Genomic DNA, 18,216 nt, shown 5'->3' with positions numbered 1-18,216 from the left:
ACAACCTCTAGCGACTAGAGCTGCAAGACCCAAAATCAGAAAAATTTGCTGGCGAAGCGCATTATCTTTGCTGTAAGCCATGGTGAAGACAGGGGCGTCCGGCAAAGCCGGGCTGAGAAGCACCCTTAGAACCTGAACCAGATCATGCTGGCGGAGGGAGTCGTCAGGGCGTTGACACTGCGCCCCACGCCTGCCCCGCCGAACGAGGCAGATATGCAGACGATAATACCCCTTGGGACCCGTGCAGAGACCCCCGGCCAGCTGCTGACCGCGATGCGCGCCAAAAACCCGCTCGTCCAGAACATCACCAATTTCGTGGCGATGAATATCGCCGCCAACGTGGTGCTGGCGGCCGGCGCCTCGCCCGCCATGGTGCACACCAAGGAAGAAGCCGGGGAGTTCGCCCGCATCGCTGCGGGCCTGACGGTGAATATCGGCACCCTGTCGCCGGATTTCCTGGCCGGCATGAAGGCGGCGGCCGCCTCCGCCACGGAAGCTGGCAAGCCATGGGTGCTCGATCCCGTCGCCCATTACGCCACCGCCTATCGCCGCGCGGCACTTGCCGAGTTGATGGAACTGAGGCCCACGGTCATCCGCGGCAACGCCTCGGAAATCATTGCATTGGCCGGCAGCCAGTCGAGCGGCCATGGCGTCGACAGCGGCGACAGCGTTGCAGCGGCCGAAAGCTCGGCCATTGCCATCGCCCGGCAGCAGGCCTGCGTGGTGGCTGTTACCGGCGAGGTGGATTTCGTCACCGACGGCCGGCGTTCGGTCCGCATCCTCGGCGGCTCTGAGCTGATGCCGCGGGTGACTGCGCTCGGCTGCTCGCTCACCTGTCTGGTCGGCGCCTTTGCGGCAAGCACGGACGATCCCTTCGAGGCGACGGTCGCCGCACTCGCGATGTTCGCGGTCGCGGGCGAAGAAGCGGCCCTCACCGCCTCCGGTCCCGGCTTCTTTTCGCCGATCTTCCTCGACCGTCTCGCGGCGCTGACCGGCGAGACGCTCGATGCAAAGGCAAGGGTCGTCGCAGCATGACCAAAACCTTCGACCTTTCCGTCTATCTCGTCCTCGACCCCGATCTCTGCCGCGAGATCGGGATGGTCGAGACGACAAGGCTGGCGGTCGCCGGCGGCGTCACCATCGTCCAGCTGCGCGACAAGCAGGCGAATACGGCAAAGATGATCGAGACCGGCCGGGCGCTGAAGGCGGTGCTGGCAGGCACCGGCGTGCCCCTGATCATCAACGACGACGTGGAGGCAGCGATCGCGATCGGCGCGGAAGGTCTGCATGTCGGTCAGAGCGACATGGCGGCAGCGGGGGCGCGGCAGCGTGCCGGCCATGGCATGATCCTCGGCCTCTCGGTCGAAAACGAAGACCTGGCACGGCGGGTGGATCCTTCCATCGTCGATTATGTCGGCATCGGCCCGGTGTTTTCGACCAACACCAAGCCTGACCACAAGCAACCGATCGGTTTCCACGGGCTTGCGCGCATCGTCGCCATGGCGCCGGTTCCGGCAGTGGCGATCGGTGGCGTCAAGGCGGAACATGCCGGCCCGGCACTCGCCGCCGGCGCAAAGGGCATCGCGGTGGTGTCGGCCATCTGCGGCCAGCCCGATCCTGAAGCCGCCGCCCGCAGAATTGCCGCGGAAATCGAAAGAGCACGTATATGAGTATCAAAAACGTCCTGTCGGTCGCGGGTTCGGACCCTTCCGGCGGCGCCGGCATTCAGGCGGACCTGAAAACCTTCGCGGCGCGCGGCGTCTATGGCATGGCGGCGCTGACCGCGCTGACCGCCCAGAATACCCAAGGGGTCACCGGGGTGCATGCGGTGCCCGCCGCCTTCGTCGCAAACCAGATCCGCACCATTTTTCTCGACGTACGCGTCGACGCGGTGAAGATCGGCATGATCGCCAATGTTGAGATCGCCGAGGCGGTTGCGGACGTGCTGTGCCCCTATCGCGATAGCGTGCCGATCGTGCTTGATCCGGTGATGATCGCCAAGGGCGGCTCGCCGCTGCTGGCGGTCGATGCGGTGGATGCCGTCACCTACAAGCTGATGCCGCTCGCCACCGTCGTCACTCCCAACCTGCCGGAAGCCGCAGCGCTGCTCGGCGAGACGATCGCCACGACCCGCGAAGAGATGGCAGCCCAGGCCGGCCGGCTGCTGAAGATCGGTCCCAGAGCCGTCCTGGTGAAGGGCGGTCATCTGGAAGGCGAAGACAGCCCGGACGTGCTGGCCGACGCTAACGGCGTCCACTGGTTCGAGGGCAAGCGCACCGCGACCAGAAACACCCACGGCACCGGCTGCACGCTGTCCAGCGCAATCGGCGCCGAGCTTGCAAAGGGCGCCTCGCCCGCGCAGGCGGTCGCCGTCGCCAAGACCTATATCGCCGGCGCAATCGCTGCCGCCGATACCCTCACCGTCGGCACCGGCCACGGGCCTGTCTCGCATTTTTACGCGTGGTGGTGAGACGGCAGCGATTCGGCAGGCGGAACACCGCATAGGCATCGGTCCGAGCCCATGGGTGCGCAGCGTATTTTCGCCATTCATCCAGGCGAAGATGATGATTCTGGCTTCGCTACTATGGCGGAAGAACAGACCGAAATCTTGTCCCCCGAATTTTGCCCGAAACCAGTGTTTCCGGCCTTCCCCGAGAGTACCGCCCTGGCGATAGACCGCCGGTGTTGGATCGGCCGGAATGGTCTTGAAAACCAGCTCCGATAACGCGGCGAGCAGCTTCGCATCGGCCGTAGTCTGACAATACTGGATCCTTGTCCCTTGACCGCTCGACGGCCAACGTCAGGTTTTCCAGCTGATCAAGGAAGAGCGGATGCGCCAGGATAGCCCAGCCGTTGACGACCAAGATCGGCTAGAGATCGACTTCGCCGTCGATCGGTGCGTCGAGGTCCACCTTCATGATCTTGGTCAGAGCAGCCACGCGATCAACCAAAGCCGACGGCAGCGTTGCAAGCATTTGGGGTCGGACTTCGATGTCCTTGGCGAGAAAGGTAAGAAAGCTATCGACCACGGGATCAGATGCATTTACTGCCTCCCCTAACACCGAAACGCCGCGTTCATCGTCGACATAGAAGGCAATCCGGTCTCCGTAATCCAGACCAAGGGCCTGCCGGACGGATTTGGGACCCTCGTCTGACCCTTGGCGGTGATCATGCTGACTTCCTTGAATACATTGGCTGACGATCTCCTTTTCGGCACTGCAAGGAAAAATCCTTACCTGCTCAAGGGAAACATGGCGCGACGCAACTAGCGCCCGAATGCCGGCCTTCAGCCCTTCTGCACTGCAATCTTCTCGAAGGCTATTGCGATCTCCTGGCTGCCGTAGGGCTTTTTCAGAAGCACCGCGCCTTCTACTGCCGCTTCCTCGGGAATGCGGTCGTTGCCGGTCGCGAATACGATCCCGACATCGGGAGATAGCTTGCGCGCCTGCTGTGCGAACTCGCCGCCCGAAAGACCTGGCAGGCCGAGATCTGTGACCACAACGTCAAAACTGCGCACCGCAATCATGGCAATCGCCTCCTCCGCGCTCGAGGCTTCAGAAACCTGGTGCCCGAGTTCGGCCAACAGATCGGCCGTGCTCATGCGGATCAGGAAATCGTCCTCGACAAGCAGCACGGAGTAACGCGGCAGAACCGGCCGCTGCCCGATCGGCGGGGCGGGCGGCTTGGCCGCGAACGACGCCCTCACGCGGTTGCGGTGCTGCTGGCCGTTCAGGACGTGGCGGATCTTTCGTGCCAAGGCTTCGCGAGTATAGGGTTTCGAGAGCAGTTCGACGCCGGGATCGAGCCTGCCACCGTGCACGATCGAGTTTTCCGTATAACCGGAGGTGAACAGCACGGCCATATCCGGCATCCGCTCGCGCGCGTGCCTGGCAAGCTCGGTGCTTTTCAGCGGTCCCGGCATGACTACGTCAGTGAAGAGAAGATCGACCGGCACGCCGCTTTCGATGACGCTCAGCGCACCCGCGGCGTCCTTCGCCTTCAGCACCGCATAACCGAGATCGCCGAGCAGCTCGACGACGGTGGCGCGCACCTGCTCGTCGTCCTCCGCCACCAGAATGGTCTCGGTACCGCCGGTCACCGGGCCGAAATCGGCGTCGGTGACGAGATCCTCGCTGCGCTGGATGCGCGGGAAATAGATCTTGACGGTCGTGCCCTGCCCAAGCTCGCTGTAGATCTTGATATGGCCGCCGGACTGCTTGACGAAACCGTAGACCATCGAGAGGCCGAGGCCGGTGCCCTTGCCGACGGGCTTCGTCGAGAAGAACGGCTCGAACACCTGTTCCATCACCTCCGGCGTCATGCCGGTACCCGTGTCGGTCACCGCCAGCATCACATATTGGCCGGCCGGCACGTCCGCATGCTGGTGCACATAATTGTCGTCAAGGAAAGCGTTGCCCGCCTCGATCGTCAGCTTGCCGCCTTCTTCCATCGCGTCGCGGGCGTTGATCGCCAGGTTGAGCAGCGCATTCTCGATCTGGGTCGGGTCGACCAGCACATTCCAGAGGCCGCCGGAGCGGACCGTCTCGACCTCGATATCCTCGCCGAGCGTTCGGCGCAGCAGCTCTTCCATGCCGGTCAGGAACCGACCGATATTGACGACCTTCGGCTCCAACGGCTGGCGGCGGCCGAAGGCGAGCAACTGGCTTGCGAGCTTGGAACCACGCTGCACCCCGGCAAGCGCATTTTCCACCCGGCGGCCGGCTCGCTCGTTGCTGGCAACGTCCTTGGCGAGAAGCTGAAGATTGCCGGAAATCACCTGCAGCAGGTTGTTGAAGTCATGCGCGACGCCGCCTGTGAGCTGGCCAAGCGCTTCCATCTTCTGGCTCTGGCGCAGGGCCTCTTCCATCTTCATGCGCTCGGAGATTTCGGAAGCGATCTTCTGTTCAAGGCCGGCGTTCAGCACCTGCAGCGCCTCTTCGGCGCGCTGGCGTTCTGCCAGGTCGCGTTCCGCGGCGCGGAAAAGCCGCGCATTGTCGATGGCGATCGCCACCTGACCGGCAGCTCCCACCACCAACCGCTCATGCTCCTCACGGAACTGAGCCGGCTCGGCATGGCCGAAGAACAGGCCGCCGAGCACCTCGCCGGAACGGGAGATCACCGGAACCGTCAGATAGCTGCGCACCGGCAGATGCCCCTTCGGCATGCCGAAATACGGATCATTGCGGCCGTAGCGTGGGTCCGCCATGATGTCGTCGGAGCGGATAACACCCTCGCCGCCAAATGTCGGCGCGAAAACAGCCGTGTTGCGCGGCATCGGAAAATTCTCGAATGCCGACCGGGGAACGCCGGACAGCGCATAGAGCATGTAGCTTTCGCCGCGGTCGTTGACGACGTTGTAGAAGAAAGCTCCAAACTGCGCGCCGGTCAGTTCGACGCCGGCGTCGGTGGTCATCTGCACCACCTTTTCGAGGTCGAGTTCGGCGGATAGTTCGGCCCCGAGACGGTTCAGCACCTCGAGATGCCGGGTCTCCTTGAGGAGCGCGATCTCCGCCTTCTTCTGGTCGGTGACGTCGCTGCCCTGGATGAAGATGCCGGTCGGCTGGCCGGCGTCGTCGACGATCGGCTGATAGACGAAATCCACGAAACGCTCTTCCGGCGGCTGGCCGGGCCGACGCGCCAGCATCACGCTCACACCCTGTCCGAGATGGGGACGGCCGCTTCTGCGAACCTCATCGAGCAGGTCGGAAAACCCCTGCTCCGCCACTTCCGGCAGGGCTTCGCGAATAGGCCGACCGAGCAGCTCGCGGCCACCGACAAGGCGCATATAGGCGCCGTTCGCCATTTCGAAAACATGGTCCGACCCTGTCACCATGGCCATGAAGCCCGGCGCCTGATCGAACATCAGTCTCAGACGCTCGCCCTCGCCCTGCAGCCGACGCTCCGCCCGCACCTTGGCGGTGTTCTCCACGACGATCGCCACCACGCCGAATGGCTTTCCGACCTCGTCGTAGATTGGGGAATAATAGAGGTTCATGAAGGCGGATGCGGGCACGCCGGAACGGTCGAGCACCATTTCCTGGTCGGAATAGGCAAGCGTGCCGCCGGCGAAACAGACCTTCATGACGTTGTCGTTGAAGTCGGCGACTTCAGGCCAGCCCTCGCGCACCTTGGAGCCGAGGATGGCGGGGTGGCGCCGTCCGGCAAAATCGGAATAGGCGTCGTTATAGATCATCACCCCGTCCTCGTTCCACAGCGTGACGATCGGGACCGGCGAACGGAGCATGAGGGAAATCGTCGTCTTGAGGCTCTGCGGCCAGGCGGCGATCGGCCCAAGCGAGGTGCCCGCCCAATCGAAAGCCGCAATAAGACGGGCCATTTCGCCGCCATGGGAAAGAAAGGCTGTCTCGGCAGTCGAATGATTCATCATCGGGCTTTCGGCGGCGATCGGCTATGCCGTCCTACATGACAACGATCACCTGAGACAGCCTTTTTGACAATCGTCAACTAGGGCATTGCCACGAAAAAGCCATGGGCGCCGACAGCTATTTTCGACGTAGTCCGAAGGCTTCAGGCGAGGTCCGTACGGGCAAAGTCGTCGCCCTTGTAGAGCAGCGACAGGCCGCGGTTTTTAGCGCAGGCATAAGAAAGGCAATCGGCGAGGTTGAGCTGCGCCGGTTGTCTCCTGCCCTTGCCGTAATCCCGGAAAGCCCGGATCGCCAGCTCGCCATCCGCTTCCTCGATTGGCACGATCTCGACGCCGCTGCTTCGGAGAAAGTCCGAAATCACCATCTGGGTCACAAGAGGATCGGCAATCCGCCTGGTTGACAGAACCATTGTTGCCTCGAGAATAACAAGCGGGCTTGTCAGGAGGCGCTCGGCACCCTCCATCCGTTTCGACCAGGCGGGGCCGTCATCTTCCTGGGCAAGAATTGCCACGATCACCGAGGTATCGATGAACACTAGTGGCCCCACATCTCATCAATCTCGTCCTTGGTCATCTCGCGGCCCTCGCCGGCGCCGAGTGCCTTCAGCTTTTCAGCCAGGAAGGCGTGCCGCTCGGCGAACGACCTGCTCTTCTCCTGTGCGGAGTTTTCCTTTTCCAGCTCAGCTTTCAGGGCCGCTATTACCGCTTCGGTCAATGTAATCTTCCGCTTCTCCGCCAGTTTGCGGGCTAGTTCATGCGCAAGGGGATCACGTATCTGCAGGTTCATGGCCGTCGCTCCGGTCTTTGTCATGACAAATATCAGATCCGTCATGACAAAGCGAGTAAAACCCTGTCAGCCGCAACGCCCTGCCTGGGTCAATGCCGCGCTCACGCCGGAAAGCGAGAAAGTATAGCTGGTCTGCGTGCCGCGCTGGGAGACTGCTTCGAGCGTCATGCTGCTTCCCGATTTCATCGCGGCGATGAGTGCGGCATCGATGCTCTCCTGCTTCGTCCAGCCGGAATTGCCCTTCGGCTCCAGGGCGAAGGTCCGGCCGTCGACGGTGACCGTCATCTGCGATCCGCCCTTGAGGTCGTAACCCATGATCGCCTGCGGATAGAAGCCCGATCCGGAAGGCTTCGGCGCGACCAGGAAAAAGTTGTCGCCGTGATCGACATTGGCGGGCTGCATCTGCGTCGGCGTGGTCAGCACGTAGCAGGTCGTGCCGCCGTCGCCCTTGTAGGAATAAAGCCCCCAGGCATCGAATTTTCTCAGCATGCTCGGGCTGGGCTGGGCAAGGACGGGTGCTGCGAGCGTGGAAAGAGCGAGCGCGGAAAGGGCGAAAAGCTTGATGGACAATCTTGTCTCCATGGTCGGAAATGGCGAGGAAGCCGCGGCGGCGATGGCCGCGCGCAGAAGATAGCCCATTCAAAAATCGATCGGTTATCACAAGGTTAATTGCATCGGGCGCGCGTTCCGAAACGAGGCACGCGCAAGGCCCGGATGCGGCCGGATCGTGATCCGCGTGACTTTGCGCTTCCCCCGGGTTTCCGGTGATGCCGCCAAAGGTTAATGCCCCGCGGTCACAGCCCGGTCACAATCATGTCAGGCGGCCATAATGCTGTGCACATTTGCCGTGGGTCGAAAGGTGGCCTCCAAGGGCCACCTTATATCGGGAGATTATTCCGGCTTCGTCGCGCAGATCGCGAACCGTTCCTGCACCATGCGTTCGAGGCCACGCAGGAAGGGCATCTTGCGGGCCTGGGCCCAATGGATGTCGGACAGCTTGCGGTCGACCACGATGTTGACGAAACCCACCTTGGTCAAAAGATCGACCACTGCTTCAGCCGGCATCGCGTCGGAGAAATAGACGCGCGAGCGGATGTTCTGGTGGCGCGCCGCCATAGCGGGGCTCATGTGGCTTGGCGCAGGCTTGCCGGTGATCCTCGACCAGAACTTCTGCAGCCCCTTGACCCAGGTCTCCTTGCCCATGTTGCCGTCGAGGATCAGCAGCTTGCCGCCCGGCTTCAGGACGGAGAACCATTCCGCAAAGGCGGCCGGCGGATCGACCAGCGTCCATACCAGATGCCGATTGGTGATGACGTCGTAACTGTTCTTCGGCTCCATTGTGTTTTCAGCATCGCCGGACACGAAGCGGATATCGGTGCCGCGCTTTGCAGCCTTCGCGCGCGCTTGGCCCAGCATCGCATCCGACCAGTCGAGACCGGTGACCTTGAATCCCACGTCGTTCATCAGATGCGAAATGACGGCGGTGCCGCAGGCGAGATCCAGAGCAGCGCGGCCGGTGCCATCGCCCAGATGCTTGCGGATCAGCCTCTGCCAACCCTTGCGTTCTTCCTCCGAAAAGATTTCATGGCCGACGCTCTCGTCAAACGTCGCCGCTCTCTCCGACCAGAAGTCGCGGATTTCATCACGAATGGAATAGTTGGAGTTCATTGAATTCATTATAGGCGCCCCGACAGTCAGACTACTTTGGAAAAGCTCTAAAACATAAAACTTGATTCCAAAAGTCGTATTTCATATGCATGCGGACATTATCAGACGTCGGGGGAGTTTCCAGATGAATTTCGCGAAAATGCTTGCCACATCTGCGGTTGTGCTGGCGAGCCTTCTGCCCTTTTCCGTACTGGCGCAGTCCTTCACCGTCAAGGACGTGGCCGGTCGTGAGGTGACGTTCGACAAGCCGGTTGAGCGCGTCATCCTCGGGGAAGGCCGGATGCTTTATTCGGTTGCTCCGATCGAAAAGGAAGATCCCTTCTCCAAGATCGTCGGCTGGCGCAACGACCTGTTGACCACCGACAAGGACGGTTACGACACCTATCTCGCGAAATTCCCGAAGGGCAAGGAACTGCCTTTCCTCGGCAATCTGACCGACGGCACGCTTCAGACCGAGACCGTCGTCAAGCTGAACCCGGACGTCATGCTGCTGCCGATCGGCAACAAGAAAGCTGCCGACGAGGTGAAACTCGAGGAGATGCTGAACAAGATTGGCGTGAAGATCGTCTATATCGACTTTCGCGAGCAGATTCTTGCCAATACCGAACCGAGCCTCAAGGTGCTTGGCAAGCTTTTCGGCCACGAGGACCGCGCCGAAGCCGTCGCCGCCTATTGGAAGCAGCAGATGGCGCGGGTGACGGACAAGCTCAAAGCCGCCAATCCAAAGAAACCCAATGTCTTCATGTATCGTGCGGCCGGCCTCGTCGAGTGCTGCGGCACGTTCGGTCCGGACAATTTCGGCCTGATGGTGGATTGGGCAGGCGGCCATAACCTCGGTTCTGACTTCCTTCCGGGCTATACCGGCTCGATAAATGCCGAGCAGGTCGTCGCCTCCAATCCGGATGTCATTGTCGTCACCGGTTCCAACTGGAGCCAGACCAAGAACGCCAAGGACTTCGTGAATGTCGGTCCGACGGCCGCCGCAACCGCCGAGAACAGCGGCAAGGCGCTGAACGCCCTGATGCAGAACGCCGCCTTTACCGGTTCCAAGGCGGTCGCGGGCGGCAATGTGCATGCCATCTGGCACCAGTTCTATACGAGCCCCTACCAGTTCGCCGCCGTTCAGCAGATGGCAAAATGGTTCCATCCCGAGCTGTTCGCCGACCTCGATCCGGACGCGACTTTCAAGGAATTCCACGAGAAATTCCTGCCGGTCCCTTATCAGCCGGGTTACTGGCTGGACGCCAAGGCAACGAAGTAAACGATATGGCCGAGATCGCCGCATTGCCGATCGAAATTGAAGCCGGGAGGGAACGCTATCGCGCTCTCGCCCGCCGGAAACTTCTGATCCTCGCCGCCATGACGGCCGCTCTCTGCCTGTCATTTGCCGTCGATCTCGCCTGGGGGCCGGCCCGCTACAGCCTCGGCGAAGTCGTCGCCGCGCTGATAAACCCCTCGTCGGTCTCGGCCCAGATACGGGCGGTCGTCTGGGATATCCGCATGCCGGTCGCCGTGATGGCAATCGTGGTCGGGGCCGCGCTGTCGGTCGCCGGTGCGCAGATGCAGACGATCCTGGCCAATCCGCTCGCAAGCCCGTTCACCCTCGGCATCTCGGCGGCTGCCAGTTTCGGGGCGGCACTGGCGATCGTCACCAGCGTCTCCATCCTGCCGGTTGCGGCCACCCTGCTGGTGCCGGCCAACGCCTTCATCATGGCGCTGATCGCCACGCTGTTCATCCACTTCATCTCGCAGATGCGCGGCGTTTCGGTGCAGACGGTCGTCCTGCTCGGTATCGCTCTGGTCTTCACCTTCAACGCGCTGCTCGCCTTCCTGCAATATCTCGCGTCCGAGCAGGCGCTGTCGGCCGTCGTCTTCTGGACCATGGGCAGCCTCACCAAGGCGACCTGGCCGAAGATCGGCATCACCCTTGCCGTCCTGTTGATCGCGCTGCCGCTGTTTGCGCGCCACGCCTGGGCGCTGACGGCGATCCGGCTCGGCGAAGACAAGGCCGCGAGCTTCGGCGTCAACGTCCGGCGCATCCGGCTCGAAACCATGCTGATCATCTCGCTGCTCGCCGCGGTCCCGGTCAGCTTCGTCGGCACGATCGGTTTCGTCGGCCTGGTCGGCCCACATATCGCCCGCATGATCCTCGGCGAAGACCAGCGTTTCTTCCTGCCGGGCTCGGTCCTGTCGGGAGCGCTGCTTCTGTCGGTCACCTCGATCGTCTCGAAGTCGATCATCCCGGGCGTCGTCTTCCCGATCGGCATCATCACCGCGCTGGTCGGAGTACCATTCTTCTTCTCGCTCATCCTCTCGAATCGGAGCCGGTCATGGTAGCGCTGCAACTGCAATCGGTCGGCGCCTATCACGGCCGCAAGCTGTTCGTGGAAGACGTGACGACGCCGGTCATGAAGGCGGGAGAGCTGATCGCCGTCATCGGCCCGAACGCCGCCGGCAAATCGACGCTGTTCAAGCGCATCACGGGCCTTCTGAAAGGCCCCGGCAATATCGTCATCGATGGCGCCAGGACCAGGAACGCCATCACCTACATGCCGCAGGACACTTCGGCCAATGCGGTGCTGACCGTCTACGAATCCATTCTTCTCGCCCGCAAGCAGGGCCAGTCCTGGACCGTCAGCGACAGCGACCTCTCGTTCATCGACGAAATCATGAGGGCGCTCAACATCACCTCCATCGCGTTTCGCGATCTCGGCGCGCTCTCCGGCGGCCAGCGCCAGCTGGTGTCGATCGCCCAGGCACTGGTTCGCGAACCGGAAATCATGCTGATGGACGAGCCGACCAGCGCGCTCGATCTTCACCGTCAGGTCGAAGTGCTGGATTTCATGCGGCGTCGGGCCCGCTCGAAAGGCATGATCGTGATGATCGCCATCCACGACCTCAACCAGGCCCTGCGTTTTGCCGACAAGGTTCTGGTGATCGCCAACGGCCGCATGCGCGCCTGCGGCAACGCGCGCGAAGTCGTTACCGTCGACATGCTGCGCGACGTCTACAAGGTCCACGCCCGCATCGAGAAATGCTCGATGGACCACGACCATGTGATCGTCGACGGGACGGCACACTAGTCGGCGACAGGGACGAGGCCTTCGTCTCCCCCAGCAACTTCCTGAACTAGTGCGGTGCACCCTTTTCCACGGTCAGATGCTTTCCGAGGATATCCTCGTTGGCGAGCAGGTCGGCGCTGGTACCCTGGTAGACGATCGCACCGCGATCGAGGATGACGGCGTCGTCAGAGAGCGGCAGCACCTTGCGGGCCTTCTGCTCGATGATGATGGCCGACATGCCCTCGCCCTGGGTGATGCGCTGGATCGCCGAAAGCAGTTCGTCGACGATGAGGGGCGCCAAGCCTTCGGTCGGCTCGTCAAGGAGAAGCAGTTTCGGATTGACCATCAGCGCCCGCCCGACCGCCAGCATCTGCTGTTCGCCGCCGGAGAGCTGGTTGCCGAGGTTCTTGCGGCGCTCCTTGAGGCGCGGGAACATCGTGTAGACCCGTTCCAGCGTCCAGACGCCGGGGCGTGCGATCGCCGTCATGTTCTCCTCGACGGTCAGCGACTTGAAGATATTGCGCTCCTGCGGCACCCAGCCGATGCCTGCTGCGGCACGCCGGTCGGCGCGCAGTTTTGTCACGTCGCGTCCCATCAGGTGGATCGAGCCGGAATGATGGGTGGTAACGCCGGCGAGCGTATTGACGAAGGTTGTCTTGCCGGTGCCGTTGCGGCCGAGCAGCGCCAGCGTCTTGCCCTCTTCGATCGTCAGGCTGATGCCGGCGAGAACGCTTGCCTCGCCATAACCCGCGACCAGTTTTTCGGTGACCAGAACCGGGGCGCTCATGCGTTTTCTCCAAGATAGACGGCCTTGACACGCGGATCGCTGGAGATTTCCGCAACCGTTCCTTCGACAAAGACCGCGCCCGCCACCAGAACCGAAATCCGGTTGGCGAACGAGAAGACCAGGTCCATGTCGTGCTCGATCAGCAGCACGGTGACGTCGGCCGGAAGGTCGGAGACGATCTGCAGCACTTCGTGCCGCTCGTCCTCCGGGACGCCGGCGGCTGGTTCGTCGAGCAGCAGGACACGCGGCTTCGACGCAAAGGCCAGGGCGATCTCGAGCAGGCGCTGCTTGCCATAGGGCAGGATCACGGTGCGCTCACCCATGACAGAGGCAAGGCCGAAGCGCGCCAGCAGGTCTGCCGCCTCGTCGACGACCTTGCCGTAACCGGCGATCGACCGCCACAGATTGTGGCCGACGCCTTCGCGCTCGGCGATTGCCAGCGTCACGGTTTCGAGCGGGGTGAACTCGTTGAACAGCTGGTTGATCTGGAAGGTGCGAGTCAACCCGCGCTTGACCCGCCGGAACGAGGCCATCGAGGTGATGTCCTCGCCTTCGAGGAAAACCTGGCCTTCAGATGGCGGCAGCACACCAGTCAGAAGGTTTATCAGCGTCGTCTTGCCGGCGCCGTTCGGGCCGATCAGCGCATGGCGAGCGCCGCGCTCCACCTTCAGGCTCACATCGTTGGTGGCGAGGAAGGCACCGAAGCGGCGCACCAGGTGCCTGGTTTCGAGAACGATCTCGCTCATCAGCGGTCCTCCTTCTTCGACAGGCGCTCGGGCAGGTATTCCACCCAGCGCGACAGCCGGTCGCGGCCGATCAGCACCAGGATGACGAGCAGCAGGCCGATATAGAACATCCAGTATTGCGGCGTGATCACCGACAGCCAGTCCTTGACCAGCGTGAACAGGATCGCGCCGAAGATGCCGCCATAGAGATAACCGGTACCGCCGATGACGAGCACCAGCAGAACATCGGCCGAGCGATGGAAGGCGAGCACATCGGGGGAAACGAAGGCCGTCGTCTGGGTGAGCAGCGCCCCCGCCATGCCGGCAAACACCGCCGCAATCGTATAGGCGGTGACGACGCGCTTGCGGCCGGGCACGGCGACCATGGCGGAGCGCATCGAGTTGCCCTTGATCGCCTTCAGCGACAGGCCGAAAGGCGAAAAGGCGATGCGGCGCATGATCATCGTGCCGATGAAGAGGACGCCGACGCAATAGAGATAACCGACCTTGCCGAACAGGTCGAACTCGAACATGCCGAGGATCGGGCCAGGCGAAAAACCGCTGAGGCCGTCGGCGCCACCGGTCAGCCAGGCCATCTGGTTGGCGACTTCCGCCATCATCAGGCCGATGCCGAGGGTGGTCATCAGGCGGGTGAGGTCGGAGCCGCGCAGGATGAGGAAGCTGGTGAGCAGGCCAAGCACGCCGGAGGCAATGCCCGCGACGATCAGCCCGGTCACCGGTTCGGCGAAATAATGCTGCGCCATCAGGCCCGCCACATAGGCGCCGAGGCCGAAGAAGGCGGTGTGGCCGAGCGAGACGATGCCGGCGAAACCGAGCACCAGGTCGAGCGACACCGCAAACAGGGCCAGGATGGCGATCTCGGTGAGGATCAGCATCTTCGACGGCAGCAGGAAGTAAGCGGCGATCGCGGCGATCCAGACGATGATCTCGTAGAAGCGGATGCGGCTTCTGCGCTTCATCAGCTTCGCAGCGCGGGCCTCGGCTGCAGCAGTGGAGGAATTTGCGGACACGGTGGTTTCCTGCGGAAGAACGCTCATCGGCCGCCCCTTGAGAACAGGCCGTTCGGCCGTACGATCAGCATGACGATCATCAGCGCGTAGATGACGAAGGGACCGATCGCCGGCACGTAGTATTTGCCGGCCACGTCGGCGATGCCGAGCAGCAGGGCGGCAAGGAACGGGCCGGAGACGGTGGACGTACCGCCAACCGAGACGACGATGAGGAAGTAGATCATGAATTTCAGCGGGAAGTTCGGATCGAGCCCGAGGATTTCCGCGCCCATCGCCCCGCCCAGGCCCGCAAGGCCCGAACCGAAGGCGAAGGTCAGCGCGAAGACGAGCGGCACGTTGATGCCGAGGCCCATGGCGACGCGCCGGTCATCGACCGCGGCGCGCAGCCGGCTGCCGAACCGGGTCTTCGAGAGGATGAGCTGCAGCGCAAGCGCAAGCGCCGCGCAGACGATGATGGTGAAGAGCCGGTAGCGGCCGACGCCGACGCCGAACACGTCCATCCGGCCGGACAGTTCCGGCGGCAGGTTGATCAGCTGCTGCTGGCCGCCCATGAAATAGTCTGTCGCTGCAATCGCCATGAAGACGATGCCGATCGAGAAGAGCACCTGGTCCAGATGCGGCGCCTGGTAGAGCCACTGGTAGAGCGTCCGCTCCAGCACGAGGCCGATCAGCGCCGAAACGACGAAGGCCGCCGGCAGGCACCAATAGAAGGAGATGCCGTAGCGGTTCATCATCACCACGGTCACGTAGCCGCCGGCCATGGCAAACGCGCCATGCGCCAGGTTGATGAAGTTCATCAGACCGAGCGTCACCGTCAGCCCGCAGGCCAGAATGAAAAGCAGCATGCCGTAGGCGATGCCGTCGAACAGGATTGTAAGCATTTGGCTCTTCTTTGAGAGCGACCGCCGGCGTTTTTCCACCCGCGGCCGCGCGCCCGTTTACCGATCAACAGATCCTAACATTCCCACTCGGGAGACCGCGGTCAAGAACAAGGATGTCAGGATATTTTCGCACCGGAAGCGGCGGAAGCAGTCTCCCGCCGCCCGTTTGAAAGCGTGCCCTTACTTAGCGTCGGCCTTTTCGGGATCCTTGAGATCCTTGAACGTCTGGAACTCGACGTTCTGCAGCTCGCCGTTCACGTCCTTGACCTCGCGCATATAGATGTTCTGGATGATGTCGCGGGTTTCCGGATCGATAGAGACAGGACCACGCGGGCTCGTCCAGGAGAGGCCCTTGACGGCTGCCATGAAGGCCGGGCCGGTGGCGTCACCCTTGGTCTTTTCGAGCGCTGCATAGATCAGCGCCATGCCGTCGAAACCGCCGACCGACATGAAGTTCGGGCGCATGTCGGCATTGGCCTTCTTGAAGGCGGCGACATAGGCCTTGTTTTCCGGGCTGTCATGAGCGGTCGCGTAAAAATGGCCGGTGATGGTGCCGATTGCCGGCTTGCCCATCGAGTTGAGGATGTCGTCGTCGGTCACGTCGCCGGTCGCGATCAGTTTGATGCCGGCATCGGCGAGGCCACGGTCGGCGAACTGCTTCATGAACAGCGAACCGGCACCCGACGGCAGGAAGACGAAGACGGCATCGGGCTTGGCGTCACGGACACGCTGCAGGAAGGGCGCGAAATCGGGGTTTGCAAGCGGAACGCGGACGGCTTCGACGATCTCGCCGCCCTTGGCCTTGAATTCCTTGGTAAACCATTTTTCGGCATCGATGCCCGGACCATAGTCGGACACCAGCGTCACCACCTTCTTGATCTTGCTGGCGGCGGCCCAGGTGCCGACCGGCATCGAATACTGCGGCAGTGTGCCCGAGGTGCGGGTGATGTATTCCGATGCCTTGGTAATCGAAGCCGTGCCGGCTGCCATGACCACCGAGGGGACCTTCGCCTGGGTCGCGACCGGCGCGACTGCCATGGCGAGCGGCGTCAGGCCGAAGCCTGCCAGAACCTTGGCGCCGTCGTTGACAACCAGTTCCTGGGCGATGCGGCGGGTCTGGTCGGCCGTGCCGGCATCGTCGCGAATGACGAGCTCGATCTTCTTGCCGGCGACCGTGTCGCCCTTCATCGCCATGAAGGTCTTGACGCCGGCCGAAACCTGACGGCCGGTCGATGCAAACGGACCGGTCATCGGCAGGATGAGGCCGATCTTGATGGTTTCCTGGGCGGCGGCCGGAATGGCAGCAAGGCAGCTGAGCGCTACGCCCGCCGCTGCGATGAGCATTCTTCTGTTCAGCATGTATTTCCTCCTCCGAGTGTAGAATTTTCTTATGGAAGGCTTGCCGGACTTCAGCCAGGCCCGCCAACACCGCTAACCTATATCGTTGACTGCCGATGCGTCAGTCAACGGGTCGAGATACTTCGACGTCCCACCATTTTCAACTTTTCGTCAAGCTCCATGGGCCTCGACACGGCAATCCTCGTGCCAACACCAGTCTCTCCACCTGCCTGGCACATTTGCATCTTAGACCGGCCGCGTCTCCCCGCTCAATCAGTTCATCGGCCGGACTCATAAGTTATGGTTATAGCGGCCGATCGGACCAGTTGGGCAGAAGCTCCAGGAACGCCTGCTGTGCGACCGTCGGCAGCCAGTCCCGTCTCGTCGTCACGCCAATCGGCCGCGATGTGTGGCTGAGATCGAAAGGCAGCGCCCGCATCAGCCCGCGGGCGATCTCCGCTTCCGCCTGGAGACGGGAGGTGCAGCCGAGATGGTCGCTGGAATCCAGGAGCTCGCGCATCAGGATCAGCGAGCCGGTCTCGACGATGCTCTTCGGCGGCCCGCTCGGCGAACCGGCAAAGACGCTGTCGAAATACCGGCGCATCGGCGTGCCGCTCTGATTGACGACCCAGGGGAATGCGGCAAGCTCCTCGACCGTCAGCGCCTCACGGCCGGCCAGCGGATGCGCCTGCCCCGAAACCATGACCACCGTGTCGTGGAACAGCACCTTCTGGTCCACATCGCCGATCGGCGCCGGCACCCGAAGCGCACCGAGCATGAAATCCACTTCGCCACGGCGGAGAGCGCCCAGCAGGTCCGGGTAAGGACCCTCCTGGATCTGGATCGGCAAGTTCGGCCGGATCTTGCGGAAACTGGCGATCGCCTTCGGCAGGACATAGGATTTGGCAAGCGGTGTGGCGCCGATGGCGATCTGGCCGATCTCGGCCGCCGTCAGTTCGGCAAGGTCGGCATCGGCCTGTTCGAGCTCGACGAAGGCGAGCCTTGCCGCCTGAGCGAGGGCATGGGCCGCACGGGTGGCGACGATGCCGTAGGACGTCCGTTCGAACAGCGGACGCGCAGCCTCCTCCTCGAGCTGACTGACGGCGCGATAGACCGCCGGCTGGCTGAGGCCCAGGCGGCTCGCGGCCAGGGTAAAATTCTCGGTTTCGCGGACCGCGATCAGCGATTTCAGTTGCGCGGTCGTCGCGGTCACCCGAAGGCGCGGCGACAGTTCCGACAAGGCGGGATCAAGATACCCGAATGCACGCTTGATGCGCAGCGCCAGGATTTCGCCGGCGCCATTGGCAAAGATCCGCTGCGGCGTGCGGGAAAACAGCGGCAGTCCGGCGGTCTTTTCGATCTTTGACAGGGCCTGGGTGACTGCCGGCTGGGAGACGAAGCAGAGTTCCGCCGCCCTGGTTACCGAGCCGGTATCGACGACCGCCAGAAACGCCCTCAAGTGCCTGAGGCTGTGATGCAGGATTGTTGATGGCGATGCGGGCCGCGAAGAACTCATGATGGGCTCTTCTAGCATATCTGTCTGGCGCCGGAA

Annotated in this window: 18 protein-coding genes, 1 pseudogene and 1 riboswitch; of the genes and pseudogenes, 6 read left to right on the top strand and 13 right to left on the bottom strand. The window is 62.6% G+C overall.

Annotated elements, in window-relative coordinates:
- The first annotated feature begins 80 nt into the window (after positions 1-80).
- Positions 81-176: riboswitch (TPP riboswitch) on the top strand.
- Positions 177-213: 37 nt separating this feature from the next.
- The 3 genes from thiM to thiD are packed head-to-tail and all read left to right on the top strand — an operon-like array spanning position 214 to position 2,470.
- Entirely contained in the window at positions 214-1,035 is an 822-nt protein-coding gene (gene thiM / locus C5L10_RS31430) for a hydroxyethylthiazole kinase (protein WP_105432899.1), read from the top strand.
- Positions 1,032-1,670 (top strand): thiamine phosphate synthase, encoded by a 639-nt coding sequence (thiE, locus tag C5L10_RS31425; protein WP_105432898.1) that lies wholly within the window; start codon positions 1,032-1,034, stop codon positions 1,668-1,670. The genes thiM and thiE overlap by 4 nt, the downstream gene beginning before the upstream one ends.
- Entirely contained in the window at positions 1,667-2,470 is an 804-nt protein-coding gene (gene thiD / locus C5L10_RS31420; protein WP_105432897.1) for a bifunctional hydroxymethylpyrimidine kinase/phosphomethylpyrimidine kinase, read from the top strand. Before thiE ends, thiD begins: the two co-directional genes overlap by 4 nt.
- 108 nt (positions 2,471-2,578) lie before the next feature.
- On the opposite strand, the pseudogene C5L10_RS35140 reads toward thiD, so the two are convergent.
- From C5L10_RS35140 to C5L10_RS31385, 7 genes and pseudogenes are all read right to left on the bottom strand, one after another.
- Positions 2,579-2,701: pseudogene (locus C5L10_RS35140) on the bottom strand (type II toxin-antitoxin system YhaV family toxin); the annotation flags it as partial.
- Between the two features lie 169 nt (positions 2,702-2,870).
- Positions 2,871-3,098: a type II toxin-antitoxin system PrlF family antitoxin gene (locus tag C5L10_RS31410; RefSeq protein ID WP_245448320.1), complete on the bottom strand. Its 228-nt coding sequence runs from the start codon at positions 3,096-3,098 to the stop codon at positions 2,871-2,873.
- Between the two features lie 188 nt (positions 3,099-3,286).
- Complete coding sequence (locus C5L10_RS31405) at positions 3,287-6,388, bottom strand: response regulator (protein ID WP_256384755.1); 3,102 nt, start codon at positions 6,386-6,388, stop codon at positions 3,287-3,289.
- A gap of 140 nt (positions 6,389-6,528) precedes the next feature.
- Positions 6,529-6,921, bottom strand: a complete 393-nt coding sequence (locus tag C5L10_RS31400) for a type II toxin-antitoxin system VapC family toxin (RefSeq protein ID WP_105432896.1) — start codon at positions 6,919-6,921, stop codon at positions 6,529-6,531.
- Positions 6,921-7,196, bottom strand: coding sequence for a type II toxin-antitoxin system VapB family antitoxin (locus C5L10_RS31395; RefSeq protein WP_245448316.1), 276 nt, complete (start codon positions 7,194-7,196; stop codon positions 6,921-6,923). The genes C5L10_RS31400 and C5L10_RS31395 overlap by 1 nt, the downstream gene beginning before the upstream one ends.
- Before the next feature lie 42 nt (positions 7,197-7,238).
- Complete coding sequence (locus C5L10_RS31390; protein ID WP_172717279.1) at positions 7,239-7,754, bottom strand: invasion associated locus B family protein; 516 nt, start codon at positions 7,752-7,754, stop codon at positions 7,239-7,241.
- Positions 7,755-8,063: 309 nt separating this feature from the next.
- Complete coding sequence (locus tag C5L10_RS31385) at positions 8,064-8,849, bottom strand: methyltransferase domain-containing protein (protein WP_105432894.1); 786 nt, start codon at positions 8,847-8,849, stop codon at positions 8,064-8,066.
- A gap of 115 nt (positions 8,850-8,964) precedes the next feature.
- On the opposite strand from C5L10_RS31385, the gene C5L10_RS31380 reads away from it, so the two are divergent.
- From C5L10_RS31380 to C5L10_RS31370, 3 genes are read left to right on the top strand one after another with little or no spacing between them, the layout of a single operon-like run.
- Complete coding sequence (locus C5L10_RS31380; RefSeq protein WP_105432893.1) at positions 8,965-10,101, top strand: ABC transporter substrate-binding protein; 1,137 nt, start codon at positions 8,965-8,967, stop codon at positions 10,099-10,101.
- A gap of 5 nt (positions 10,102-10,106) precedes the next feature.
- Entirely contained in the window at positions 10,107-11,177 is a 1,071-nt protein-coding gene (locus tag C5L10_RS31375) for an iron ABC transporter permease (RefSeq protein WP_105432892.1), read from the top strand.
- Positions 11,171-11,923: an ABC transporter ATP-binding protein gene (locus tag C5L10_RS31370; protein ID WP_105432891.1), complete on the top strand. Its 753-nt coding sequence runs from the start codon at positions 11,171-11,173 to the stop codon at positions 11,921-11,923. The genes C5L10_RS31375 and C5L10_RS31370 overlap by 7 nt, the downstream gene beginning before the upstream one ends.
- 46 nt (positions 11,924-11,969) lie before the next feature.
- Here the strand turns inward: C5L10_RS31370 and C5L10_RS31365 are convergent, their stop codons facing one another.
- The 6 genes from C5L10_RS31365 to C5L10_RS31340 all read right to left on the bottom strand — a co-directional run bounded on the left by C5L10_RS31365 (position 11,970) and on the right by C5L10_RS31340 (position 18,180).
- The gene (locus C5L10_RS31365) at positions 11,970-12,689 is read right to left on the bottom strand and encodes an ABC transporter ATP-binding protein (RefSeq protein ID WP_105432890.1); all 720 of its coding nucleotides are present in this window, start codon (positions 12,687-12,689) and stop codon (positions 11,970-11,972) included.
- Complete coding sequence (locus C5L10_RS31360; RefSeq protein WP_105432889.1) at positions 12,686-13,435, bottom strand: ABC transporter ATP-binding protein; 750 nt, start codon at positions 13,433-13,435, stop codon at positions 12,686-12,688. Before C5L10_RS31360 ends, C5L10_RS31365 begins: the two co-directional genes overlap by 4 nt.
- Positions 13,435-14,472, bottom strand: a complete 1,038-nt coding sequence (locus tag C5L10_RS31355) for a branched-chain amino acid ABC transporter permease (RefSeq protein ID WP_105432888.1) — start codon at positions 14,470-14,472, stop codon at positions 13,435-13,437. The genes C5L10_RS31360 and C5L10_RS31355 overlap by 1 nt, the downstream gene beginning before the upstream one ends.
- Entirely contained in the window at positions 14,469-15,326 is an 858-nt protein-coding gene (locus C5L10_RS31350) for a branched-chain amino acid ABC transporter permease (protein WP_046631922.1), read from the bottom strand. Before C5L10_RS31350 ends, C5L10_RS31355 begins: the two co-directional genes overlap by 4 nt.
- Before the next feature lie 180 nt (positions 15,327-15,506).
- On the bottom strand, positions 15,507-16,685 hold the full coding sequence (locus C5L10_RS31345; RefSeq protein ID WP_105432887.1) for an ABC transporter substrate-binding protein: 1,179 nt from the start codon (positions 16,683-16,685) through the stop codon (positions 15,507-15,509).
- A gap of 283 nt (positions 16,686-16,968) precedes the next feature.
- Positions 16,969-18,180: a LysR family transcriptional regulator gene (locus C5L10_RS31340; protein WP_105432912.1), complete on the bottom strand. Its 1,212-nt coding sequence runs from the start codon at positions 18,178-18,180 to the stop codon at positions 16,969-16,971.
- Positions 18,181-18,216 lie beyond the last annotated feature (36 nt).

This window comes from Neorhizobium sp. T6_25, from assembly GCF_002968555.1.
GTDB lineage: Bacteria > Pseudomonadota > Alphaproteobacteria > Rhizobiales > Rhizobiaceae > Neorhizobium.
Note: the sequence above shows the minus strand (reverse complement) of the source record. Positions and strands in the feature narration are given on the sequence as shown.